At 58.4% G+C, this 25,892-nt stretch carries 14 protein-coding genes; 9 read left to right on the top strand and 5 right to left on the bottom strand.

Annotation, left to right across the window (positions count from 1 at the left end; translation table 11 throughout):
* Positions 1-20 precede the first annotated feature (20 nt).
* From HOY33_RS09930 to HOY33_RS09910, 5 genes are read left to right on the top strand one after another with little or no spacing between them, the layout of a single operon-like run.
* Positions 21-8,810, top strand: a complete 8,790-nt coding sequence (locus HOY33_RS09930; protein WP_172290070.1) for a putative Ig domain-containing protein — start codon at positions 21-23, stop codon at positions 8,808-8,810.
* A 60-nt stretch (positions 8,811-8,870) separates the two neighbouring features.
* Entirely contained in the window at positions 8,871-10,571 is a 1,701-nt protein-coding gene (locus HOY33_RS09925) for a TolC family protein (RefSeq protein ID WP_371734383.1), read from the top strand.
* Complete coding sequence (locus HOY33_RS09920) at positions 10,571-11,317, top strand: efflux RND transporter periplasmic adaptor subunit (RefSeq protein ID WP_172290068.1); 747 nt, start codon at positions 10,571-10,573, stop codon at positions 11,315-11,317. The genes HOY33_RS09925 and HOY33_RS09920 overlap by 1 nt, the downstream gene beginning before the upstream one ends.
* The gene (locus HOY33_RS09915) at positions 11,314-12,672 is read left to right on the top strand and encodes an efflux RND transporter periplasmic adaptor subunit (protein WP_172290067.1); all 1,359 of its coding nucleotides are present in this window, start codon (positions 11,314-11,316) and stop codon (positions 12,670-12,672) included. The genes HOY33_RS09920 and HOY33_RS09915 overlap by 4 nt, the downstream gene beginning before the upstream one ends.
* Positions 12,673-12,688: 16 nt before the next feature.
* Positions 12,689-14,812 carry an HlyD family efflux transporter periplasmic adaptor subunit gene (locus HOY33_RS09910; protein ID WP_172290066.1) on the top strand — a complete coding sequence of 708 codons (2,124 nt, stop codon included), beginning with the start codon at positions 12,689-12,691 and terminating at the stop codon, positions 14,810-14,812.
* A gap of 82 nt (positions 14,813-14,894) precedes the next feature.
* On the opposite strand, the gene HOY33_RS09905 is transcribed toward HOY33_RS09910, so the two are convergent.
* The 5 genes from HOY33_RS09905 to acs all read right to left on the bottom strand — a co-directional run bounded on the left by HOY33_RS09905 (position 14,895) and on the right by acs (position 20,097).
* Entirely contained in the window at positions 14,895-15,197 is a 303-nt protein-coding gene (locus HOY33_RS09905) for a helix-turn-helix domain-containing protein (RefSeq protein WP_172290065.1), read from the bottom strand.
* A gap of 5 nt (positions 15,198-15,202) precedes the next feature.
* Positions 15,203-15,559, bottom strand: coding sequence for a type II toxin-antitoxin system RelE/ParE family toxin (locus HOY33_RS09900; RefSeq protein ID WP_172290064.1), 357 nt, complete (start codon positions 15,557-15,559; stop codon positions 15,203-15,205).
* A gap of 508 nt (positions 15,560-16,067) precedes the next feature.
* Complete coding sequence (actP, locus tag HOY33_RS09895) at positions 16,068-17,732, bottom strand: cation/acetate symporter ActP (protein ID WP_172290063.1); 1,665 nt, start codon at positions 17,730-17,732, stop codon at positions 16,068-16,070.
* The gene (locus tag HOY33_RS09890) at positions 17,729-18,040 is read right to left on the bottom strand and encodes a DUF485 domain-containing protein (RefSeq protein ID WP_172290062.1); all 312 of its coding nucleotides are present in this window, start codon (positions 18,038-18,040) and stop codon (positions 17,729-17,731) included. The genes actP and HOY33_RS09890 overlap by 4 nt, the downstream gene beginning before the upstream one ends.
* A gap of 95 nt (positions 18,041-18,135) precedes the next feature.
* Positions 18,136-20,097 carry an acetate--CoA ligase gene (gene acs / locus HOY33_RS09885; protein WP_172290061.1) on the bottom strand — a complete coding sequence of 654 codons (1,962 nt, stop codon included), beginning with the start codon at positions 20,095-20,097 and terminating at the stop codon, positions 18,136-18,138.
* A gap of 704 nt (positions 20,098-20,801) precedes the next feature.
* On the opposite strand from acs, the gene HOY33_RS09880 reads away from it, so the two are divergent.
* The 4 genes from HOY33_RS09880 (at position 20,802) to HOY33_RS09865 (ending at position 25,872) form a co-directional block, all read left to right on the top strand.
* The gene (locus HOY33_RS09880; protein WP_172290060.1) at positions 20,802-21,194 is read left to right on the top strand and encodes a transcriptional regulator; all 393 of its coding nucleotides are present in this window, start codon (positions 20,802-20,804) and stop codon (positions 21,192-21,194) included.
* Between the two features lie 730 nt (positions 21,195-21,924).
* Positions 21,925-24,297: a TonB-dependent siderophore receptor gene (locus HOY33_RS09875; RefSeq protein WP_172290059.1), complete on the top strand. Its 2,373-nt coding sequence runs from the start codon at positions 21,925-21,927 to the stop codon at positions 24,295-24,297.
* A gap of 163 nt (positions 24,298-24,460) precedes the next feature.
* Positions 24,461-24,940 (top strand): sigma-70 family RNA polymerase sigma factor, encoded by a 480-nt coding sequence (locus HOY33_RS09870; protein ID WP_330527853.1) that lies wholly within the window; start codon positions 24,461-24,463, stop codon positions 24,938-24,940.
* Positions 24,916-25,872, top strand: a complete 957-nt coding sequence (locus HOY33_RS09865; protein WP_253906953.1) for a DUF4880 domain-containing protein — start codon at positions 24,916-24,918, stop codon at positions 25,870-25,872. The genes HOY33_RS09870 and HOY33_RS09865 overlap by 25 nt, the downstream gene beginning before the upstream one ends.
* The last annotated feature ends 20 nt before the right edge of the window (positions 25,873-25,892 follow it).

Below are 25,892 nucleotides of genomic sequence, written 5' to 3'. Positions count from 1 at the left end.
GACTGACAGGATATGACACCATGACCTATTCACGTTCCGCATCGCGCGCGGCACACCGGCGCCTTCCTCAGCAGGCATGGGCGCTGGAACCTCGCATGATGTTCGACGCCGCCGCCGTCGCCACGGCGGAAGCGGTGGTGGCCGCCACCGACACCGCGCCCGGCGTTACCGCCAGCGGGGCCGAAGCCACCGTTACCATTGATGAATCCTCCGGTAGCCAAAGCGTGGATATGTTCAGCGGCGTCAGCGTCACGCTCGACAACAGCAGCGAGTCATTATCCTCGTTGGTGATAACCGTGGATAGCAGCGGCGGCAACCAGGCGCTGATTATTGACGGCAGCGCTATCTCCCTTGAGACCGGAAGCGGCGCCACGACCGGCAAAAGCTATTTCTATTCTGTCGCGGTCAGCGGCAATACCACCACCGTCACGATCGCTCTCGACTCGGTGGAAGACACCACGGCTTCCGACGTCGCCAGCCTGATCGACGGTATTGCCTATAGCACGCTGGATAACACGGTGGAAAGCGGCACCGTCACTGTGACCCTGTCCACTTTGAGCGACAACAGCGACACGGCGCAATTGGGCATCAGCTCCACCATCACCATCGACAGCCAGATCAACGTCGCCCCGGTGTTGTCGGATGATGGCGCGCTGGAAGCCGCCGAATCCATTACCGTTGGCGACATCGCGGAGGTTGTCTATTCCGGCGACGGCAACTACGCCTACGCCGCCGGAGAGGGCGTAGTTGCCGTCTTTTCCATTGATGACGGCGGGCGTCTGACGCTGGCCGACACGCTGGCTGTCGATGGAATGAGCAAAGCCACGGAAATGGTGATCAGCGCGGATGACCGTTCGATCTACGTCATTGACGGCAGCAGCAACGTATATGTCTTCAGCGTTGGCGACGACGGTAAGATCGATAATGTATCAACCGTCGCTACCGACAACGGCGACGTAACCGGCGGGATGGCGATCGCTGACGATGACGCCTGGGTCTATGTCGGCACCGAATCGAACGGGGTGGTGATCTACAGCCGCGATGCCGCCACCGGCGCGCTGACCTATGTAGGGCGCGCGCCGGACGACAACAGCCGCGAGGGTGTGATCGCCGCCGCCGGCGACTATGTTTACGTGATTTACTCCGGCGCAGGTAATTTCGGTTCAGTCAGCCTGAGTGTTTACCAGCGCAATGACGACGGTTCACTTGACGCCATCACCAACGTGACAGTCAGCGACCTCGATACAGACTGGGATAATATTGACTGGAATAACCCGAACTACACCAACGATGTCAGCGATGCCACTCTGGCGGTTTCGGCGGATGGTCAGTATCTCTATATTGCGGCGCCGCTCAAAGAGGTGGTTTTAATCTATCAGTTCAGGGATAACGCCCTCACCCAGCTTGATACCCTTTCCATCAGCGGCATATCCAGCATCGCCTTAAGTGATGAGGACGGTTTGCTCTATGCCGTATCCGTCGACGGCGGCATCAGCGTCTTCTCGGTCGCCGGCGACGGCGCGCTGACCCTGAGCAGCCGTATTGCCGGCGGCGGCAGTGATATTGCTATTTCCGCTGACGGCCTGTCCATACTGGTGGCCGGCGGCAGCGTATACCGCTATACCAGCGCGCAGACGTTGGATCAGGGGGAGGCGCTGACCTTTGCCGCCGGCCTGACGCTGAAAGATAGCAACTATGACGTGCTGAGCAACGGCGCGGGCAACTACAACGGCGCCGGTATCACCGTCAGCGCCAACGTTGATACTGGCAGCTATGGTTTCGCCGATGGAAACGGACTGAGTTTGTCGAACGGCGTTATTTCCCTGGACGGCAGCGCCATCGCCGCCTTGAGCGCGAGCGATGATGGCGTGCTGACGGTGATTTTCACCGCCGACGCCACCACGGCGGTCGCCAACCAGGTGCTGCAACAGCTCACCTACGCCAACGCCGGCGCGACGGTCGGCAGTTTTATCCAGCTCAGCGTGATCGCCAGCGACGCGACGCTGGCCAGCAGCGCCGTGGCGATTACCCTGCGGGTGAATGCGGCGCCGCAGGTCAACATCGATGCGTCCACCGGCTATAGTCTGAGCGCCGCCACCAGTGAGACGCCCTACAGCTTCACGCTGTTCTCCGGCCTGTTCGGCGATGCCGACGGCGACAGCCTGACCTGGAGCGTCAGCGGTTTGCCTGAAGGTCTGACTTTCGACGCCACGACCCGTACCATTTCCGGAGCGGCGCTGGCAACCGGCAGCTTTATCGTGACCGTGACCGTTACCGACGTCTCCGGCGCCAGCGCCGCGCTGGAACTGGATTTGACGGTCGAACAGATCGCCAACCGCGCGCCGGAAATCAACGAGAACGTCTCCGCCACGCTGGCCTATGCCACCGAGGGCGCCGCCTACGGCACGACGCTGGACAGTACGATGTTCAGCGACGCCGATAGCCTCTACGGCGACAGCCTGACCTGGCGCGTCAGCGGCCTGCCAGACGGTTTCACCTTCGATGCCGCGACCCTGACCATTTCCGGCTCTTCCAGCGCGGTGGGCGACTACACCGTCACCGTGACGGCGACTGACGAGTCGGGCGCCGGTTCTTCAGTCGAATTGACGCTGCGGGTGATCACCACGGATGAGGCCAACAACAGCGCGCCGTCGCTGGATGCGGATGACAGTGAGCTGGCGTACACCGTCGAAGGCAATTTGACCGGGTTCAGCCAGTACGTTTACAACCTGGAGCTGTCTTCCGACGAGCGTCACCTGATCGTGCTGGGCAATGACTCGAATTCCCAACTGCTCTCGCCTTCGGGCAATAGCACTCTGTATGTTTACAGTCGCGACAGCGAAACCGGCAACCTGACGTTGGTGCAGACGTTCGTGCAGGGTACGGCTGACGATGGCGACGACTCCAACGGCATTGAGATCAATGGCCTGGACAGCGCCACCTCGGCGATCTATTCCGCCGACGGCAAGTATGTCTATCTGGTGGGCAAGAACGCTGCCGGCGTTTATGCCATTACCGTGCTTGGCGTCAACGAGGGCGGCGCTCTCAGCGCCACCGACCTGAGCGTCGAGATTACCGACGCATCGCAAATCAAGGGGATGGCGGCATCGGACGACGGCGATTCGCTGTACATTATTTCCAGCAACACTCTCTATGCCTATTCGGTCGGCGAGAACGGCAACCTGACACTGGCCGGCGCCTACAGCGACAGCTACAGAAGCAGCGACTACACGGCCGGCGCAAGCGCCATCGTCATCGATAACGCTTCCGGCGTGGTCTATGTGGCAGGCGACTCCAGGATCGTCGTCTACACCACCAACGACGACGGCACCCTGACATACGCCACCACCTATACAAATGGCCTGAGCAACTTTATGCGTAGCATGGTCGTCTCCGACAGCGGCTACCTCTATGTGGCCACCGGCGCGGGTGGGAAGATCGTCACGCTGCATTATGACAGCGATGCCAATAGCGTCACCCAAATCGCTTCTATTTCTGTTGCGAACGTCTGGGGTGTGTCTCTTTCGGCCGATGGCACTGCGCTCTATGCGGGTTATTTTATCGGCAACATCTATGTCTACCGCGTCAACGAAGACGGCTCGCTGTCCCAGATCAGTACGCTGTCCAACAGCAGCGGCCGGGCTAACCGCTTTGCCGTTTCCTCGGACGGCTCCAGCATTTACTACGGCGGTTTCTACAACGCTGCCGGCCTGGGCCAGATCAGCGCCGGCGCGGTGGCCGCGTCCTACACCGAAGGCGCCGCCGCCCAGCCGCTGACCGCCATCACCTTGTCCGACGCCGATTACGACGCGCTTAACGGCGGCGCGGGCAACTACAACGGCGCGAGCATCACGCTGGCGCGTGCAGGCGGCGCCGATGCGGCGGACAGCTACAGTTTTAGCGACGGCAACGGGCTGACTCTGGCCGATGGGGTGATTTCGCTCAACGGTACGGCCATCGGCACCTTTGTGAGCGCGGACGGTACGCTGACCGTGACGTTCACCACAGACGTTACCACCGCCACCGCCAATCTGGTGCTGCGCCAGATCGGCTACAGCAATACCAGCAGCGATCCGGGCGGCAGCATTGCGCTTACGTTGACCGTAGCGGACCAGTACGCCTCATCGAGCCTCGATCTGCTGCTCAACGTCACCGAGATTAATGATGCGCCGATTGTGGAAACCAGCGGCGGCAGCGTGGTTTACACCAGCGGCGGCAACGCGGTTAAGTTGTTCGACGACAGTGCGGTTTCAACGGTTGAAGCCGGCCAACAGGTCAGCAGCGTCACCCTGACCGTCTCCGGCCTGACGGACGGCGAAAGCGAAACCCTGACGGTGGGCGGCATCAGCGTGGCGCTGATCGACGGCGCCAGCGCCAGCGGCAGCATTGACGTCGCCGCCGATGACGGCAGCACCGTCAGTTATGGCTATACCCTTGCGGTCAGCGTGGTCGACGGCATCGCCACCGTGACGCTTAGCGGCAATCTGCCCGCCGCGGCGACCGCCACGCTGCTGGATAGCGTCGGTTATGCCAATAGCAGCGACAATCCGACCCTCGGCGCACGAACCATCACGCTCACCTCGATTCAGGACAGTGGCGGCACCGACAATGGCGGCGTCAACAGCACGACGCTGGCGATCGCCAGCACGGTCACCGTCAGCCTGACCAACGCCGCGCCCGCCGTCGCCGCGACCGGCAACACGGCCACCTTCACGGAGAACGGCGAAGCGGTGGTGCTGTTCGACGGCGTGACGCTCTCCACCACCGAGCCGGGGCAGGCGATTGCCAATATTACCCTGACCGTCTCCGGCCTGACCGACGGCGCGAGTGAAACCCTGACCCTCGACGGCAGCGTGGTGGCGCTGGTTGACGGTTCCGGCGTCACGGCCGGCGGCTACAGCTATAGCATTACTCTGGAAGGCGGAACGGCCATCGTGGTTATCAGCGACAGCGACGGGATCGCCGTGGACGATGCCACGGCGCTGATCGCCGGGCTAAGCTATGCCAATCAGAGCGATGATCCCACGGCGGCTACGCGCACCATCACGTTGACTTCCGTTCAGGACGACGGCGGTACGGCCAACGGCGGCAGCGATACCGTTTCACCGGCTATCGCGGCGAGCATAACGGTGGTTGCGGTTAACGATGCGCCGGTGATCGATGCAACAGCGGCTGATGTCACTTACGCCACTTCCGGCAGCAACGTCAGTCTGTTCAGCGATGTTTCCCTATCGACGGTGGAAAGCGGTCAGACTCTCTCCGCCATCACCTTTACCGTTTCAGGGCTGCTCGACGGCGGCAACGAGTCGCTGACCGTCTCGGGCACGCGTATCGGGTTGGTCGATGGCAGCGGCACGCTCGATAACGGTTACGCTTATAGCGTTACCCTTGACGGCGATACCGCTACCGTGACGATTGTCAGCGACGGCGGTATCGCCGCCGATGCCGCCATCGCGCTGATCGAACAGACCCGCTACGCCAATCTCAGTAATACCCAGACCGCCGGCGTGCGCACTATCGCCCTTAGCGTGCGGGACAGCGGGGGACAGGACAACGGCGGCAGCGATACCGCCGCGTTGCAGGCGGTCTCCTCCGTTGACGTGGTGAACAACTCAGTACCTGAACTCAGCGCCGCCGCCGATTACACCAATCTGGATGTCGCCGCCAGCCTGACGGCGATTAGCGGTCTTGCCGACATTACGGCCGGTGCGCTGACGACGGCAGGCGATTACCTGTATGTGGTCAGTAGCGATGGCGATATTGCCGTGTTCAGTCGCAACGCCCACACCGGCGAACTGGCGCTGTTGCAGACGCTGGATAGCGGCGTCTCGTCCGTCTCGCTGATCGAAGTGAGCGACGATGGCGGCACGGTGTTTATGCTTGGCGCGGACGGGGGCAGCGTAACGGTATTCAGCCGTGATAGCCGCGACGGTAGCCTGACGCTGGTTCAGACGCTGACCACCGAAAACGTCGTCGACCTGACCCTGTCCGCTGACGGCAGCGCTCTGTATGTGGTGGACGGCAACTACTCCGGCCTGTTGGTCTACACCCTGGATACCGACAGCGGCCAGTATGCGCTGAGCCAGTCCGTCGCCGCTTCCACCAGCAGCGAACCTTATCTGTTCACTGCGGTGGGCATTGAGGTGGTGGGCGACTACGTGTATGTGATCACCAATCCGGCCGCGGAGACGGTCGCCAATACGCTGATTGTCTATCAACGCGCGACGGACGGCACGCTCAGCGCGGTCGCCTGGCTGCGCGACGGCGCGGCCGCGGGCGAAGACGCCGTTGCCATGTCCAGCCCCGTCGCCATCGCCGTTGCCGGCGATGGCGGCACGATTTATGTCGCCAGCCAGGATGGCGTCGCCGCATTCAGCCTTGACGCCGCCAGCGGCGCGTTGAGCTATCTCGGCGCGGTTGGCGACTTGTCCAACGTAACGGATATCGCGTTGTCCGGCGACGACGGCACACTGTATGTCACCCGTTCGGACGGCAGTATCAACCGCTACAAGTCCGAGGGCGGTACGCTGACGCTGATTGAAACGCTCTCCAGCACGTCGACGGCCGCGCTGGCCGGCGCGCAGCGCGTGGCGACCGGCGCCCATGGCGCGGTGGTGGTGATTGGCAGCGGCGGCGTGGTCAGCCTAAAAGACGCGCTGACGCAAATCACCATTGATTACCACGAGCAGGGAACGGTTCTGCCTGCCGATGTGATTACCCTCAGCGATGCGGATTACGACGCGCTGGCCGACGGCGCGGGCAACTATAACGGTGCGGTTATCACACTCGTGCGTGAAGGCGGCGCCAACGGCGACGATGGTTATGGATTCGTAGACGGCAACGGTTTGACGCTGACAGACGGTACGCTCTATCTGGACGGCGCGGCCATCGCCGACTTCACCAGCGACGGCGGCGCCCTGACGCTGACCTTTACAGCGGATGTGACTGGCGTCACCGCCAATCGGGTACTGCAACAGATCAGCTATACCAACGCCAGCGACGATCCGGGCGCGAGTATTCGGCTGGCGATCGCCGTGACCGATGCCTATGCCGCCAGCGTCAGTGCGATATTGGCGCTAAACGTCACCGAAGTTAACGACGCGCCGGTGCTGAACGCCACCCCCGCCGACACCGTTTATGTGGAAGGCGCCGCCGCCGCCGCTCTGTTCAGCAACGCCGGCGTTTCCACCGTGGAAGCCGGGCAGGCGCTGAGCGCTCTGACGCTGAGCGTTTCCGGTCTGAGCGATGGGGACAATGAAACCCTGACCCTCGACGGCGGCGTGGTGGCGCTGGTCGACGGTTCCGGCGTCACCGCCAGCGGCTATGCCTATAGCATCTCGCTCAGCGACGGCATCGCTAGCGTGGTGATTTCCAGTGCGACCGGCATTTCTGCCGCCGACGCGGCCATACTCATCAACGGCATGGCGTATGCCAACGCCAGCGACGATCCGACGGCCGGCGCGCGAACCGTCACGCTGACGGCGATTCAGGATAACGGCGGCCTGGATAACGGCGGCAGCGACACCGCCGCGCTGAATATTGTCGCCACCGTCGGCGTCACCGCGGTCAACAATGCGCCGGTACTAACGACCACGCCCACCGATGCCAGCTACGCGGCAGGCGATAATGGCGCACCGCTGTTCGATGGCACCCACGTTTCCACCGTGGAGGACGGCCAGTCCATCGCGGCGTTGACCATCACCGTCTCCGGCGTGGTCGACGCTGCCGAAAGTCTGCTGGTCGACGGCACGACCGTGACGCTGACCGATGGCGTCAGTGTGACCACCGTCGGCGGTCTGAACGTGACGGTCGCCGTCGATCAAGGCACCGCTACGCTGATTATCACCAGTAACGCCGGACTCAGCCAGGCCGACGCGCAGGCGCTGATCGACGGCCTGACTTACGCCAACACCGACGGCACGGTTTCCACCGGCGAGCGGGTCATTAGCCTGACGGCGGTACGGGACGACGGCGGCACCGCCGCTGGCGGTGAGAACACCACTGCGTTGTCGATCGCGGCCAGGGTAAATATCGTCAACAGCGCGCCGCAGGCGACGGACGCCGAGGCAGAACTGCCGACGGCGACGCGGGCCGCGGCATATAGCGCCACGCTATCGGGCGATCTGTTCAGCGACGTCAACGGCGACACGCTGAGCTGGCGCGTCGACGGGCTACCGGACGGTCTGGGCTTTGACCCCGACACGCGAACCATCAGCGGCAGGACGTTCGCCGTCGGCAGCTTCGAGCTGACGGTAACGGTAAGCGACGGACAGGGCGGAACCGCCACCCGCAACCTGACGTTGGCGGTTGATAAACAGCCGGTATCGCCGGTTTTCCTGCCTCCGTCCAACGCGCCGGGCATGATGGAGCAAGGGGGGGACGCCCGGCAGGAAGAGGAGCGGCCGGAAGAGGCGATAGGCGGCGCCTCCCGTCCGGTTACGCGCGCAATGCCTTCCGTATCCAACCTGGCGACAGGGGCGACGCCGTTGTCCGGCGACGCGTTGTCCACCGAGCGATATCCGCTGGTGAACGGGGAAATGGATTATGCCGCAACGCCCTGGCAGTTGGATCCGATTATGGCGACGCTGATGCCGCCGCTGGACGCGGTGGATTTTTCATCTCTGCGAACCACACCGGAAAACGCGCGACTTGGGCAGCAGATGCCGCAGTCGGACGGGCCGGACGCCAAAGTCGCTTTCTCCGCGCAACTGCAACAGGAACAGAGTGCATATCAGGCGCAGAAAGAGTACGACGAATTACTGAACGCCTTAAGTCAGTTAACGGAAAACACCGCGTCACCGGCGGCGTGACGTGAATTTAGCGCCGCATAAAAACAACATAAACACACTACATTGATGGGGAGAACCCTGGTGAATCAGCACATAGCAAAACTCCGGGATAGCAAGCAACAGTCTGCCGGTTCCCGGGCGCTGAAAGTAGCGGTAACGCTGGCCTGCCTGGGGCTGGCCGGCTGTGCGGTCAAGCCTGAACCGGTGACCACGGAGCAACAGGTGGCGCAGGCGCTAAGCGATCGGACGCAGATGTTCGCCAATCAGGAGCCGGTGCGCGGCACCATTACGCTGGACGAGGCGATTGCCCGGGCGCTGAAATACAACCTGCAACAGCGGGTGGCGCTGATGGAACAGGCGATGGAAGATAACCTGATCGGCGTTTCCAGTCTGGACATGTTGCCTAAGCTGGCGGCGCGGGCGGGGCTGCAAACCCGCAATAACGTGGCCGGATCCAGCAGCGAATCGGTGACCACCGGCGAGCAGTCGTTGGAAGCCTCCACCAGTCAGGATAAAACGACGCGCACGGCGGATTTGTCGTTGAGCTGGAACGTGCTGGATTTCGGCATCAGCTACTTCAACGCCAAGATGCAGGCGAACAAATCGCTGGCGGCCGAAGAGCGCCGCCGCCGCGTGGTGGCGGATATTACCCGTCAGGTGCGTACCGCCTATTGGGAAGCGGCCACCGCCCAGCGCTTGCAGCCGGAAGTGACGGCCGCGCTGGTCGACGCGCGTCAGGCGCTGGAATATGCCCGTCAGACCGAGCAACAACGTTTGCTGGCGCCGGTAGACGCGCTGCGTTTCCAGAAAAATATGCTGGAAATGGTGCGCCAGCTTGAAATCGTCGACAGCGATCTGGTGATGGCCAAGTCCCGTCTGGCTGCGCTGATGAACCTGCCGCCGGCCAGCAAATTTGATCTGGCGGCGCCCGTCGAAAGCAGTCTGGCGGCGCCGAAAATGGCCTATACCCTCGACGATCTGGAAAACTTCTCGATGGTGAAACGGCCTGAAGTGCGCGAAGAGAGCTATCTGGCGCGCAATGCGGTATTGGAAACCCGTAAATCGCTGCTGCGGCTGCTGCCCGGCGTCTCGCTGTTCGCCGGCATCAATGGCGACAGCAACAGCTATCTGGTGAACCACCAGTGGGCCAGCGCCGGGTTACAGGTCAGCGGCAACCTACTGAATGTGCTGGCATGGTCGCCGGTAAAGCGCGCCGGCGAGGCCAACGAAGAACTGGCGGAAGCGCGGCGTCAGGCATTGCGCATGGCGGTGCTGACGCAGGTGAACGTCGCCTGGCAGGAGTATCAGCAAAGCACGCGCATGTTTAACCGTTATCAGGAACTGGCGCGTATTCAACGCGGCATTCTCAATCAGACCGAGTTAAGCGTGCGTAATCAGGCGGCGACGCAGATGGAGCAGGTGCGCGTCAGCACGGAAACCATCCTCACCACCCGCGCCCGCGACCGCAGCTTTGCCGATGTGCAGAATGCGCTGGGCGCGGTGTATCAGGCCGCCGGGCTGGACGTGCTGCCCGATCATGTCGGCGATACCAGTCTGGCGGCGTTAAGCAATACCATCGCCCGCACCACCAGCAATATTGAAACCGGGAGCGTGCCGGTGCCGCGTCTTTCACTGGCTGCGCCGGGCGCGGCGGCGACAACCGTAACGCCGGTGGTCGCTCAGCCGGTCGCCGTCGCGGCGACGCCGGCCAAACCCTACCGTACGGTAAACACCGACATGTGGGACAACCTGCAATCCTTACAAGCCGGAGGCGCCCATTGATGAAAGCGCGGCAGTTTCTGTTGGCGGGGGCGCTGCTGACGCCGCTGTGGGGGCAGGCGGCCGATAACAGCGATATTCGCGTACAGCTCAGCGCGGTGCGTTACACCACCCTTTCCAGTGAAATTTCGGCCAAAGTCACCGATATCGCGGTGAAAGAGGGCGAGCATTTCAAGCAGGGCGATACGCTGTTGAGCTTTGACTGTACGGTGCTGAAAGAAAAGCTGAATTATTCCGCCGCGGCAGAACATGCCGCCCGTAAAAAACTGGCTATCGCCAACCGGCTGGACAAGCTGAACTCGATCAGCCTGTCCGAGGTCGATCAGGCCCGTTCGGCGGTGGCGATGGCGCAGGCGGAAAGCGGCGTCAACCGCGCCATGCTGCAACGCTGCGCCATTAAAGCGCCGTTCTCCGGCCGGGTGACGGAAAGCAAAGTGAAGCGCTGGGAGTCGGTGCCGGAAGGCAAGGAACTGCTGGCGATTTACGATGACAGCGCCTTTGAGCTGGAAATGATCGTGCCGTCGCGCTGGCTGGCGTGGCTAAAGCAGGGGAATCCCTTTCAGGTGACGCTGGATGAAACCGGGCTGAGTTATCCGGCGGAAATCAGCCGCATCTCTTCGGCGGTGGAGCCGGTCAGCCAGTCGGTCAAGGTGTTTGGGCGTATTACCCAGTCCACCGCCGGGCTGCTGCCGGGCATGAGCGGCGTCGCGCTGATTGCCCCGCCCGCGCCGGGCGGCGCTGCGCCATGACCATCAATCATCCCGCCGGGCAGACAGCAAACGAGGCGGATAACCGTCTGGCGCTGCTGGCCGAGCTGTTGCAGTTGCAAAGCCGCGCCAGAGCGCGGGAAACGCAGGATGAGCTGGCGTTCTTCATGGTGAATGAAACGCACAATCTGGTGAAGTACCGCCAGGCGTTGCTGTGGGACTGCGAAAAGCAGCGTCTGCGTACGGCATCCGGGCTGGCGGCGCTCGATCCCAATGCGCCGTTTTGCAGCGAATTCAGCAACCTGTGTCGCCAGTGGCAACAGCAAGGGCGGCAGACGCAATCCCTGCGCTGGCTGGATCTGCCGGCCAGCGATCGGTTGCTGTGGCAGGAACATCTGCCGGAATTTTTGTTGTGGCTGCCGCTGCGGCGTCCGCAGGGGGAACAGCCGCTGGTGCTGATTCTGGCGCGCGACCGCCCATGGCAACCCGCCGAGCTGGTGCTGCTGGAAAAGCTGGCCGACGCCTATTCCCACGCCTGGCTGGGGTTAGGCAGACATCGGCGCGCTACAGCAGACGTCCGTCCCAACCGCCGCCGCCTGATGCTGGCGGGGGCGATCGCGTTGTTGCTGATTATGCTGATCCCGGTGCGCCAGTCGGTGCTGGCGCCCGCGGAGATCGTCGCGCATCGTCCGGTGATGGTGCGGGCGCCGGTGGCCGGGGTGGTGGACGACATTCTGGTGCGCCCCAATCAGCAGATCGCGGCCAATCAACCGCTGGTGCGTCTGGACGCCCGCGAACTGGAAAACCGGTTGGAATCGGCGCGGCAGGCGTTTGCCAGCGCCGATGCGCAATTCCGTCAGGCGCAGCAGCAGGCGCTGTTCGATGCCAATAGCAAGGCCAGTCTGGCGGTGCTGCAAAGCCGCCGGGGACAGGCGCAAAGCGAGATGGATTTTCTGCAACGGCAACTGGCGCGTATGCAACTGGTTTCCCCACGTGACGGCGTAGCGATTTTTGATGATGCCAGCGACTGGATCGGCCGTTCGGTGGCGATTGGCGAACGTATCATGATGATTGCCGATCCGCACGATGTCGAACTGGAGATCCAACTGCCCGCCGCCGACGCCATCGCGCTGGAGAAAGGGGCCGATGTGCGCCTATTCCTCAACGTGGCGCCAAATTCGGCGCAGTCGGCGCTGTTGGAACACATCGGCTACCGTTCGGCGCCGACGCCGGACAACATTATGGCTTATCGGCTGCGGGCCAGGTTCACCCAGGATGATCCGCTGTTGCGCGTGGGGTTGAAAGGCACGGCGAAAGTGTATGGTCATCGCACCGTGCTGTTCGTCTACCTGTTGCGTAAGCCATTGGCGACGCTGCGCGTGTGGCTGGGCGTATGATGATGCCGTCTCTACCATGAACGACCGTCCGGTTCCTGCGCTTAGCCCGCTGCGGGATGAACTGATCCTGCATACCGGGCCTGCCAACCGTGACGGATCGCCCAGTTGGACGCTGGAAGATCCGTTGCGCGGGCTGTTTTTCCGCATCGGCTGGGCGGAAATGGCGATGCTGTCGCGCTGGTCGCTGGGGGATGCGGCGAAAATTGCGACGGCGATCAGCCAGACGCTGCCGCTGACCGTCGATGACAGCGACGTACAGGATTTCAGCCGTTTTTTGCAGGCTAATAGCCTGACGCGGGCAACGGGCGATGAGGCGCTGGCGCAGTTTGGGCGGCAATTGGCGAAAACGCGGGTGTCGGTGTGGCGTAAGTTGCTGAAGAACTATCTGTTTTTCCGTATTCCGCTGTGTCATCCGGATCGCTTTCTCAGCCGTACCCTGGCGTGGGTGGAACCCTTTTTCAGCCGTTTATTTTTAACTCTGACGCTGATGGCCGCGGTGTTGGGGCTGTTTCTGGCCGGGCGGCAATGGGAAACCTTCAAGCACACCTTTATGCACTTTTTTACTCTGGAAGGGGCCGCGCTGGCAGGCATCACGCTGTGCTGCACCAAAGTGCTGCATGAACTGGGGCATGCCTATACCTGTAAGCGCTTTGGGGCGCGGGTCGCCACCATGGGCGTCGCCTTTCTGGTGCTGATGCCGGTGCTGTATACCGATACCTCCGGCTCATGGAAGCTGACCCGTCGCCGGCAGCGTATGGCGATCGGCGGCGCCGGGATGCTGACCGAACTGGCGCTGGCGGCCTGGGCGACGCTGGCCTGGAGCTTTCTGCCGGACGGTATGCTGCGCAGCGCGGCCTTTATGCTGGCGACCACCACCTGGATTATGACGCTGGCGATTAACCTCAGCCCGTTTATGCGCTTTGACGGCTATTTTCTGCTGTCGGATTGGCTCCAGATCCCGAATCTGCAAAACCGGGGGTTTGCCATCGGCCGCTGGCAGATGCGTGAATGGCTGTTCGGATTGGGCGATGCCCCGCCGGAGCCCTTTCCCCGCTGGCTACGGCGCACGCTGGTCGGCTATGCCTTCTGCGTGTGGATATACCGGCTTTTTCTGTTTACCGGCATCGCCATTCTGGTTTATCACATGGCGTTCAAGCTGCTGGGTATGCTGCTTTTCGCGGTGGAGATCGGTTATTTCGTCATCATGCCGGTGGTGAATGAACTGCATGAGTGGAGCAAACGCCGCAAGGATTATCGTATGAATCGCAATATGATCGTGACGCTGACATCAGGCTGCGTATTACTGCTGCTGCTGGCGATCCCCTGGCAGAACACGGTGTATGCGCCGGCGCTGTTGCGCGCTGAACAACAGAGCAGTTTATATATGCCGTTGCCGGCGATGATCGACGGCATTGCCGTTCAGGTCGGGCAGCCCGTTCAGGCCGGACAGACGTTATTCACGCTGGCGGCCGATACGTTAGTGCATGAGCGGCAACAATTAGAGCGCCAAATCGCCACCCTGAGCTGGCAAGGGGCATTTCAGGTATTCAATAAAGAGACGGTGGGCGAACATCAGCGGGTGAATCAGGAACGTCAGGCCGCGTTGCAAAAGCTGGCGGTATTAACGCGGCAGTCGGCGCAGTTGACGGTACGCGCCCCGATAAGCGGCGTGGTGGCGGACATGGCCATGCCGCTGGCGACCGGGGAGTGGCTGGCGCAGGGCGAATGGCTGGCGGTGATTACCAAACCCACCGGCGGGCTGGTGGAGGCGTTCGTCTCGGAAAAGGATTGGCAGCGGCTGAAAGTCGGCGGGCAAGGGCGTTTTTACCCGCAGGATGCCAGCCGCCCGTCGTTGCCGGTGACCATTGTGGATATCGACCATACCGCCACCCGTGACTTAAGCGCCGTACCGGAACTGGCTTCTACATACGGCGGCGATATCGCCACCTTAAGCGATGCGCAGCGCAAACTGCATCCCGAGCAGGTGGTTTACCGGGTAGTGCTAAGTCTGCCGGCCGACAGCGACAGTCAACCACAGATGCTGCGCGGCACGGTGGCAATGGACGGCGAAGCGCAAAGCCTGCTGGTGCGCGGCTGGAAAGTGGTATCGGCGGTATTGATACGGGAATTGTCGTTTTAATGCCGGTCTATTGCCCGCCGGAAGCGCCTTTCGATGAGCAATGCCGCTGATGGCGGGGCGGCATTAACAAGAGCCGGGCCTCTCAGATGGAAAAAATGTAGCGGGTGCCGTCGGGCAGCTCAATATCAAGGTGCAGTTTACCGCCGGCGGCTTCAACGTAACGTTTTAGCGATGACAGTTTCAGATCACGGCCTCGCTTTTCCATACCGGCTACGGTTGGCTGTTTGATGCCAAGCGCCAGAGCGACTTCCTGTTGGGTTTTTTGCACCCGTTCACGAATCTCCGCCAGATGGATGTTAAGCAAAATCTCGTCCGCTTTGGCCCGAGCTTTGGCAACAACCTCAGGATTTTCGTTCTCCAGCATTTGGTCGAATGTTCTTGCCATACTTATTACTCTCCGTTTTTCTTGAGTTTCGCCAGATGAGCAGAAAACTCGCGGTCTGCTATCGGGATGGTTACTGTATAAAATCTTTTCTCATTAGTGGTCTTGTTGCCGCCGCAAAGTAAAATGCCTCTCCGCCAGGGATCGAATGCAAAGAAAACTCTTATTGGATCTCCCTGGCTTTGAACCCGCAATTCTTTCATGTTGCGATGGCGTGAACCATTAACGCTGTCTGCATAAGGTCTGGTCAGCATGGGGCCTTTTTCCCGCAGCACCATGATGGAGGCCAGTACATTGATTCTGTCGGCGTCACCCAGGCCATCGAACCAATGGTCAAAGATGTCGGTGGTTTCGATAGTCCACATAACTTTCCCGAGTAAATATAGCTTAAATGCTATATAGGCGTAAACCTATAATTTCCGGCGGCAGGGCTGTGAATACGAGGAGGCGCCGATCCGCGTTCTTTCAGCACCATAGCGGATAAATAACAGCGGCCAAGCTGGAGAGACAGGATCGGGAAAGCGCTTCGCAAAAAGTTAGGCGCTTTGCCATTAATGCTCCGTCTAATCTTCCCATTGACAGGGATGTTTCTTAGTCATGTATTTACTGATGTTAACTACATAATTACTGATAATGGCATATATGAGGTCGGTGTCATTTCGTGCGCGAAAAGAGAGGTATTTTTGCCGAGGGAGTCCTTCTGACGGACCGCCGGTGACGCGTTCCCTACGCGGCACTGGCTTGAACCGCATCCTTGCGGCTCATCCTAAAGGCCTCTCCCGACTCAGCCCCTTTTACGCCAAAGGAAAAACAACCTGTTGCCTAGAGTCTCTTCCTGAGTTGTTACTAAGAGGCACTCTTACCACAGAGACGCTATCCCACATGCGAACCGCTGCGCGAAGCGCCGACGCCGGTTTGTGAACGCACAAACTGTGAATGGAAACGGGCGCGCTCTTGCTGACCTGCGGCGGAGCGATCGGTGATGGAGAATAGCCAGATGCCGATAAAGGCCACCAGCATGGAGAACAACGCCGGATATTCATACGGATAAATCGGCGTCGCGTGGCCGAGAATTTTCACCCATACCGTCGGCCCCAGAATCATCAGAATCACCGCCGTCAGCAATCCGGCCCAGCCGCCGATCATCGCCCCGCGGGTGGTGAGTTTCGACCAGTACATCGAGATGATGATGATCGGGAAGTTGCAGCTTGCGGCGATGGAGAAAGCCAGACCGACCATAAAGGCGATGTTCTGATTTTCAAACAGAATCCCCAGCGCGATGGCGACGATGCCCAGCACCAAAACGGTTATTTTCGAGACTTTTAATTCGTTACGTTCGGTAGCTTTGCCTTTTTTGATGACGTGGGAATACAGATCGTGGGAAACCGCCGATGCGCCCGCCAGCGTCAGCCCGGCGACCACCGCCAGAATGGTGGCGAAGGCGACGGCGGAGATAAATCCCAGGAAGAAATTACCGCCTACCGCATCGGCCAGATGAACGGCGGCCATGTTGTTGCCGCCAATCAGCGCCCCGGTCGCATCCTTAAAGTCAGGATTGGCGCTGACCAGCAGGATTGCGCCAAAGCCGATGATAAAGGTCAGGAAGTAAAAATAGCCCATAAAGCCGGTGGCGTAGAACACGCTTTTCCGCGCTTCTTTGGCGTCGCTGACGGTGAAAAAACGCATCAGGATATGCGGCAGGCCCGCGGTGCCGAACATCAGTCCCAGCCCCAGCGACAGCGCGGAGATCGGATCGGAAACCAGCCCGCCGGGGCTCATGATGTCAACGCCTTTCGGGTGAACGGCCATGGCCTGCCTGAACAGGCTGTCAAAGCTGAAGTTGACGGATTTCATCACCATGACCGCCATGAACGTCGCGCCGAACAACAGCAGCACTGCCTTGATGATCTGTACCCAGGTGGTCGCCAGCATCCCGCCAAACATCACGTACATCACCATCAGGATCCCGACCAGAATGACCGCGACATGATAGTTAAGGCCGAACAGCAGTTCGATCAGTTTGCCCGCGCCGACCATCTGGGCGATCAGGTACAGCGCCACCACCACCAGCGAGCCACAGGCCGACAGACTGCGGATCGGGCGCTGTTGCAGACGATACGACGCTACGTCGGCAAAGGTGTAACGCCCGAGGTTGCGCAGGCGTTCGGCGATTAAAAACAGGATGATCGGCCAGCCGACCAGAAAGCCGAGCGAGTAAATCAGCCCGTCATAGCCAGAGGTATAGACCAGCGCGGAGATCCCCAGAAAGGAGGCCGCCGACATATAGTCGCCGGCAATCGCCAGTCCGTTCTGAAATCCGGTGATATTGCCGCCCGCGGTATAGTAATCGCTGCGCGAGCGTGTCCGTTTGGACGCCCAATAGGTGATATACAACGTGGCGCAGACAAACAGCAGGAACATCACAATGGCCTGGATATTCAGCGGTTGACGCTGAACCTCACCGGTCAGGGCTTTGGCGGCCAATACCGCCGGAGATAAAGCGAGCAGCCCGAGCAGCATCATGAAACGCGTTTTCATTGCTTTACCTCGTTCAGTAACTGTTTGGTCAGGCGATCAAATTCACCGTTGGCACGGTAGACATAAATACCGGTGAGAATAAAAGAGGTGACGATCAACCCAACCCCAATCGGGATCCCGCGTGTAATGCTCGATCCGGAAGCGATTGGGGTTCCCAGCCAGCCGGGGGCAAAGGCGATCAACAGAATAAAGCCGACGTAAAGCACCAGCATGATCAGAGAAAGGATCGTCGCGAAGCGCTGCCGTTTATTCACCAGTTCTCTAAACAGGGGGTTACTTTCAATCCGTTGATAAATGTCATCATTCATCGTAAGTCTCCAGTAAACGATTGATCGATCGCAGCCACACGCCATCGAACCGCTATCTGGCCCGGTGGTGTGTGAAGGAACAAGGGATTACACGATCATGGGGAGGATGTGCTCATGGCCTGCTTTTCTTCCAACAGCTTTTCGACGACGCCGGGATCGGCCAGCGTGGAGGTATCTCCCAGATTGCTGGTGTCGCCCGCGGCAATTTTGCGCAGAATACGGCGCATGATTTTGCCGGATCGCGTTTTCGGCAAAGAGTCCGTCCAGTGGAGAATGTCCGGTGTGGCGATCGGCCCGATCTCTTTGCGAACCCAGTTGCGCACCTCGGTATACAATTCGCTGGACGGTTCTTCACCGTGGTTAAGCGTGATGTAGGCATAAATCGCCTGGCCTTTCATATTGTGCGGAATACCCACCACCGCCGCTTCGGCGATTTTTGGGTGAGCGACCAGCGCCGACTCGATTTCCGCCGTCCCCAGACGGTGGCCGGAAACGTTCAGCACATCATCGACGCGGCCGGTGATCCAGTAGTAGCCATCTTCGTCACGGCGGGCGCCGTCACCGCTGAAGTACATCCCTTTAAAGGTGGAGAAATAGGTTTGTTCAAACCGATGGTGATCGCCGAACAGGGTTCGCGCCTGACCGGGCCAGGAATCGGTAATCACCAGATTGCCTTCGCAGGCGCCTTCCTGCGGGTTGCCCAGATTATCCACCAGCGCCGGTTGAACGCCGAAGAAAGGATAGGTGGCCGACCCGGCTTTCGCTTCAATCGCGCCGGGCAGCGGGGTGATCATGAAGCCGCCGGTTTCCGTCTGCCACCAGGTATCGACGATCGGACACTTGCCGTTGCCGATCTTGTTGAAATACCACTCCCAGGCTTCCGGGTTGATCGGTTCGCCGACGGAACCCATGATTTTCAGCGATTCCCGCGACGTGCCTTCGATGGCTTTGTCGCCTTCCGCCATCAGCGCCCGGATCGCCGTGGGGGCGGTATAGAGAATATTGACCCGATGCTTATCGACAACCTGTGCCATACGCCGCGCGTCCGGCCAGTTGGGAACGCCTTCGAACATCAGCGTGATGGCGCCGCAGGCCAGCGGGCCGTACAGCAGATAGCTGTGGCCGGTGATCCAGCCGACATCCGCCGTACACCAGTAAATATCCCCCGGATGATAGTCAAAGACATATTTGAACGTCAGCGTCGCGTAGACCAGATAACCGCCGGTGGTGTGTAATACGCCTTTGGGTTTTCCGGTGGAGCCGGAGGTATAAAGGATAAACAGCGGATCTTCGGCATTCATCTCTTCCGGCGGGCAATGTTCGTCAGCCTGCGCGATCAGATCGTGCCACCAGAGGTCGCGTCCGTTTTGCCATTCGCCCTGTTTTCCGGTGCGACGGAATACGATCGTGTTGGTGATGGTCTTGACGCCCGGATTTTTCAGCGCTTCATCAATGTTTTTCTTAAGTGGGATGACGCGTCCGGCGCGGATGCCTTCATCGGCGGTAATCACCAGCCTGGCGTTGGAATCGATGATTCGCCCGGCGATAGCCTCCGGGGAAAAACCGCCGAAGATAACGGAATGAATAGCGCCGATGCGGGCGCAGGCCAGCATGGCGACGGCCGCCTCCGGCACCATCGGCATGTAGATGGCAACCACATCGCCTTTTTTAATCCCCAGAGATTTCATGGCGTTGGCAAAGCGGCAAACCGATTGATATAACTCGCGGTAGGTGATCTTTTTGCTTTCTTTGGCGTCGTCCCCTTCCCAGATTATCGCCGTTTGATCGCCGCGCTCTGCAAGATGGCGGTCAAGACAGTTGGCCGCGACATTCAACGTGCCGTCTTCAAACCAGCGAATACGAATATGACCGGGGTCAAAGGACGTATTTTTCACTTGCTGATAGGGTTTGATCCAGTCGACGATTTTCCCCTGCTCACGCCAGAAAGACTCAGGGTCGTCAATGGATTGCCGGTACAACCGGGTATATTGATCGGCATTTATCAGGGCTGTTTCCGCAATGGCGGCAGGTATGGCATGTTTATGATGTTGAGTCATGTGCGCTTCTCCTTAAACATGTTAAGGATATGTCAATCAATGGTTAATTGTAGTTAACTGGCAATATTTGTTTCTTTTTTGAGCGATGGATCACGCAATGCAGGAAAGTAATCAGCGGATGGCCTAAAGTTATTGCCTAAGCCCTTAGGAAATAAGCAAGTTACGGCATGAAAACAGCGTTTCTTCAAGTGATATATGTCACGCTATAAAAAATTATGAGAATTATTCCCTGCTTCGCGACGGGTATAACGATCAATCTATTGTTTTCAATAGATTGCGTCTATTGTTATTCCCAGTTTGATCGTCCTTTACGATCAAAAAGCATAAAGATCTCTCTTATTCCGCCGATAGTGACAACATCATTGAGGTATATTTTTCCCGCTATCGCTATTTAGATTTATCTGATTCAACCGGCTGGTTGGTATGGATAATCTACAATGCAAGACGATACGTTAATAGAAACGCCGCTCTATTGACGAAGAACAGCAGCGAACGGTTTGTCAGTCAGGCCGGAAGCTAATTTTTATTTTTGTTTTTTATTTAGCAACATCCGGTTTCCAAAACTAAACAACTTAGATAACTACATTATGCCGGTGCCCTATGTGATCCGGTGGGTTGAATGCTTATCGCCGGGGTGTCTGAGCGAGAACTTGCCTGGTAGCGACCTGCGATACCTTTTTATACAGCATGAAGCAGAGGAAATAATGAGTCTGATATTTGGCCGGAATGAGATCATTGGCATGCTAAGTCAACCTGTTCAGAATGAACGGCGTGCTGCCGCAGTGATTGACGAGACATGTAAAGTTGTCTGCGCCAACTCTGCTTTTAACGCCCATTTTGGACTGCGCGCCGAAATGAACGCGTCGGTTTCCATCGATGACGTACTGCCGATTAACGTGAAGTTCGCGTATCAGGATTTTATCACCAATTCCAATGTGTTAAGTACCCGCGTGGTCTCAGACCTGCTGTCGGACGGCTTTACAAAAAAACAGCTGAGTACGTTATCTTTCTCTAAATTGAATGTCGAAAACCGTGTGCTTTCTTTATTAATCCTCAACCAGGATTCAGCGGAATCGCCAACCAATCTGGATTCTTAAACACACGGTATTGGCGAGCATAAATAGCAGAGTTTTATGACGTTTTGATTAACAAAGATGAGCAACGTCAGCGAGTGTAACGCCAGGCGCAAGGCCGATATCAATAGCAACCGGTTGCATTGATCTGCGAGTTATTTGCATAAGGCCTGTCGGGTTTAAAATTCATTACCTGCTCTTATTGATCTGTCTGATAGCGTTTCAGAAAGCGAAGCGTTCGGGCATTCGGTTTTGGTATCATTCTCCGAATTAGAGAAGAGAAAACATGAATTACTCTAAATGACTTAACCATCATAAAAATAATGGCAATGGTGGTTTTTATCGCTTGCCGAATTATTTGCCAGGTTGTCTTTTCTTGCGTGATTTATACTTTCTTCGATGAGTCTACTAAGCAATATTGTTTATACATAAAATGCTATTTTATTGTTCCAGACAGCCGACAACCTTTCCCGTGCTGATACGTCGCGGGCGACCCATGTTGGCAACCCCGTCACTCTCTTCACTTTTGTTATCGCCGTAAAAGCAATAATCCATTTTAGATCATTAACATATTGGTTTTTTAACCCCGGAAATGATCGTTGTCATTAATCTCAGTATCTTCGATTTTTGTATTTATGATCTCATCCACTATTCTACTAACTAACATTTTTTGATTTTGCGGTTCCCCTTTTGCGCTCCTCAGTTGGCATACCTCCTGAAAACGATAATTTTTTTAATCTAAAGGGGATGAATAATGGCAAGATTGCGTACCCATCTGTTGGCCCGCGCCATACGCGCCGGGATGCTGGGGGCCGGTTTCGTTATGACACTGCCGGCGGTGGTGGCGTACGCCGCGCCGGCGGCGGCTGTTCAGCAGTATCATGTACCGTCGGGGCCGCTTAATCAGGTTTTAAATCAGTTCGCACAACAGTCCGGCGTGCTGCTCTCTTATGATCCGGTGCTGGTTGCGGGGAAAAACAGCGCCGGCTTGCAAGGTCGTTACAGCATCGAGCAGGGGTTTCAACAGTTGCTCGGCGGCAATGGCCTGACGGCCCGCTACAGCGCTGACGGCAGCGTAACGCTGGCGCCGCAAACCGCGAATGCGCCGGCGGCGGCTTCAGGATCGACAGCGGCTAACAACGATCGGATTGTGGTTACCGCGCCGCCCAACACGGCATTAAAGCTGGACGTTCCCCTTTCAGAAACGCCGCGGGCGGTTTCGGTGGTGACTGAACAACAGATTCAGGAGCGCGGCGCGCAGAAGATCGATCAGGCGCTGCGGTATAGCACCGGTATTCTGGCGACGCCTTACGGGCCGGATAACAAAGCTGAATGGGTAACGATTCGCGGCTTCAGCGATCAGTCCCGCTTTCAAAACGGGCTGGCTACGCTGAATGAAGACGGTTTTTACGGCCAGCAGATCGAACCGTTCGGCGTGGAGCGTATCGAGGTGCTGAAAGGCCCGGCCTCGGTGTTGTACGGGCAGAATCCGCCGGGCGGTTTGGTGAACGTGATCACCAAGCGACCGACACGTCTTCCCCAGGGGCAGATCGAACTGGAATACGGTTCCGACGACTATCGTCATTTAGCGATTGATAGCTCCGGGCCGTTGAACGACGACGGTTCAGTATTGTATCGCGTGGTCGCGCTGGCGCGAGACACCTCGGGCGAGGTTGATTTTGCCGAGAGCAAGCGTTTCTATCTGGCGCCCAGCGTGACATTGCTGGGAGAAGATACCGAGTTAACGATCCTGGCCAGTTATATGGATACCCAGTCGGGTATGACCAATGGGTTCAAACTGCCATACGGCACCCTGCATAACACGCCGTTTGGCAAGGTTGGTTATAAAACCTCGCTCGGTGAGCCGGGTATTAACCACCACAATACCCGCCAGTTTAACCTCGGGTATGAGTTTACCCACCATCTAAACGATACCTGGACGTTTCATCAAAATCTGAATTACGCCTACCTGAACATGGATCTACGGGGCGCCTATGTCCTGGGTATGGTCAGCGATCGCGAGGCTTACCGTGGGCTGACCTATCGTGATGGTTTTGCGCAAAACTGGTCGACGGATAACCGTATGGTGGGCGAGTGGCAGTTTAGCGACGTTGAGAATACCTTGCTGCTGGGGGTGGATTATCGTCGGGCCAATACGCAAAGCCGCGACGCCAACTTGTATTCTTTCGGCGATCCGATTGATATCTTTAACCCGGTTTACGGCAACTATACTTCGCCGACCGATAGCGAGCTTTTCGATCACCGTTCGGGACGTCACCAGACGGGTTACTATATTCAGAATCAGATTAAATATAATGAGCGCCTGATCTTCCTGTTGGGGGGCCGCTACGATGTGGCGAAATCCCGCGATCGCAATCTCACGTCCGGCGCTGACACCCGTACCGATGACACCAAATTTACCAAAACCGCCGGCTTGATGTATCTGTTCGATAACGGCCTGTCGCCCTATATCAGCTACTCGGAATCTTTCCTGCCGGTTTCAGGGCGTGACGGCTATGAGCGCCCCTATGTTCCTGAAGAAGGGCAGCAGACTGAAGTCGGGGTAAAATATACGCCGGAAGGATTTAATGGCTACGCCTCGGCGGCGTTGTTTAATCTGGAACAGAAAAACGTTAAGACCACCGATCCCGCCAACCCCAATATCACCGTTCAGGCCGGGGAAGCGCGCTCCCGCGGCGTGGAACTGGAATTCAGCGGCGAGGTGTATTCGGGGCTGACGTTAACGGCGAACTACACCTATAACCAAGTTGAGACCACCAAATCCGGCACGGTCGGCGAATTGGGCAAGCGCCTGCCCGGATTACCGGAGCATGTGGTTTCCGGCTGGGTGAGCTATGCGTTTAACGGGCCGCTGGAAGGCCTGACGGTCGGCAGCGGCGTGCGGTATGTGGGAAGTTCTTACGGCGATATCGCCAATAGCGCGGAGATGAAAGTACCGGCTTATACCCTGTGGGACGCGATGATCGCCTATGACTTCAGTAAAGACTGGCGGTTGCAGGTTAATGCCACCAATCTGACCAATCATGAATATGTCAGCGCCTGTAATTTCTGGTGCTATTACGGCGAGGGTCGTAACGTAAGCGCCAATATCAGCTACCGCTGGTAAGGCGTCTCTTCCCAGGGAAGGGAAAAGGCCTGCCGGTCGCGAACGCGGCGAAAATTCATTGACTTTATCGATAGTGATAATGAAAATCATTTCATCGCTATGACATCGAGTTACGCCCGTGAATAGTCCCGCGCTCGCTTATTCAAATCAGACTGAGTCTTTTGTGGTTCAGCAGATTTATCACGACCATCACTCCTGGTTACAGGCCTGGCTGCGTCGGCGTTTGGGATGTTCGCAGCAGGCGGCCGATTTGGCGCAGGATACGTTTTTACGGCTTATCAGCCAGCATCAGGCGATGCAAATCCGCGAGCCTCGCGCCTGGCTGACCACCGTGGCGCACGGTTTGGTGGTGAATCACTGGCGGCGCAAGGATATTGAAAACGCCTACCTGCAAGTGCTGGCGGAGCAGGAGAGGTGCGACACGCCTTCGCCCGAGCAGCAAGCGATAGTGGTTGATGCGCTAATCGAGATTGATAGCATGCTGGCGACGCTGCCCGCCAAGGCGCGTCAGGCGTTTCTCTGGGTTCATCTTGACGGCCTGACCTACAAGCAGGTCGCCGAACGATTGGCGGTCTCCGAGCGGATGGTAAAAAAATATATGGCGCAGGCGATGCTGAATTGTCTGCTCTGTCAGGACTCATGATCTCCGCGGTTAAATCCGATATTCCAAAAGAGGTGCTGTATGCCGCCGCAGAGTGGTATGCCACGCTGTACGATGAAGCGTGCAGCGAACGCGATCGGCAGGAATGGCAACAGTGGCTGATGCGTGACGATACGCACCGTCTGGCCTGGCAACAGGTCGAACAGATCCATGCCCGTTTCCATGCGGTAGACGGCCAACTGGCGTCTTCGGTGCTGCGCCAGCGCGGGCAGGAACGGCGGCGGATGCTCAAACTGCTGATCATCGTCGCTCTGACCGGGGGGCTAGGCGCCGGATTGCCGTGGGAAAGCTATGCTGCCGACTATCGGACGGGCACCGGCGAAACCCGCGAGCTGAAGATTGCCGATGACATGAGCGTCTGGCTAAATACCGATTCCGCCCTGAATCAACGAACCGGCGGCGCCCAGCCGCTGACGTTTCAGTTGGTCAAAGGGGAACTGATGATGGAAAACCGCACCGCTCAGCCGATCGGGCTGATGACTCCCCACGGACGGGTTGATGCGCCATTACCCTGTCAGATTGTTTTACGCTATACCCCGGCGCAGAGTTTCCTTTCCGTATTCGATGGCGAAGCCATGCTGCATACCGCGGCGTCGGCGCAGCAGGTCGCCGCTGGGCAACAGATTGTGTTTAACCAGGACGGCGGCAGCCCTCCCACGCCCGTCGAGCGCTTTCGGGAAAGCTGGCGCACCGGTGTGCTGGTGGCGGATAATATGCGTCTGGATCAGCTTATCGATGAGTTTTCCCGTTATCATAATGGCTATTTCCACGTGGATAAGCAGGTGGCGGGGTTGCGTATTTCCGGCGTGTTTCCGCTGCGCGAAACGGATCGCTTACTTGCCGCATTGGCCCGAACGTTGCCCGTTCAGGCGACAAAACGCTTTTCCTGGTGGATTGACATCAGCCAACGTTAAAACCCGCTGGCGTTTCCGCG

The sequence above is a fragment of the Brenneria sp. hezel4-2-4 genome, from assembly GCF_013155275.1.
Taxonomy (GTDB): domain Bacteria; phylum Pseudomonadota; class Gammaproteobacteria; order Enterobacterales; family Enterobacteriaceae; genus Brenneria.
Note: the sequence above shows the minus strand (reverse complement) of the source record. Positions and strands in the feature narration are given on the sequence as shown.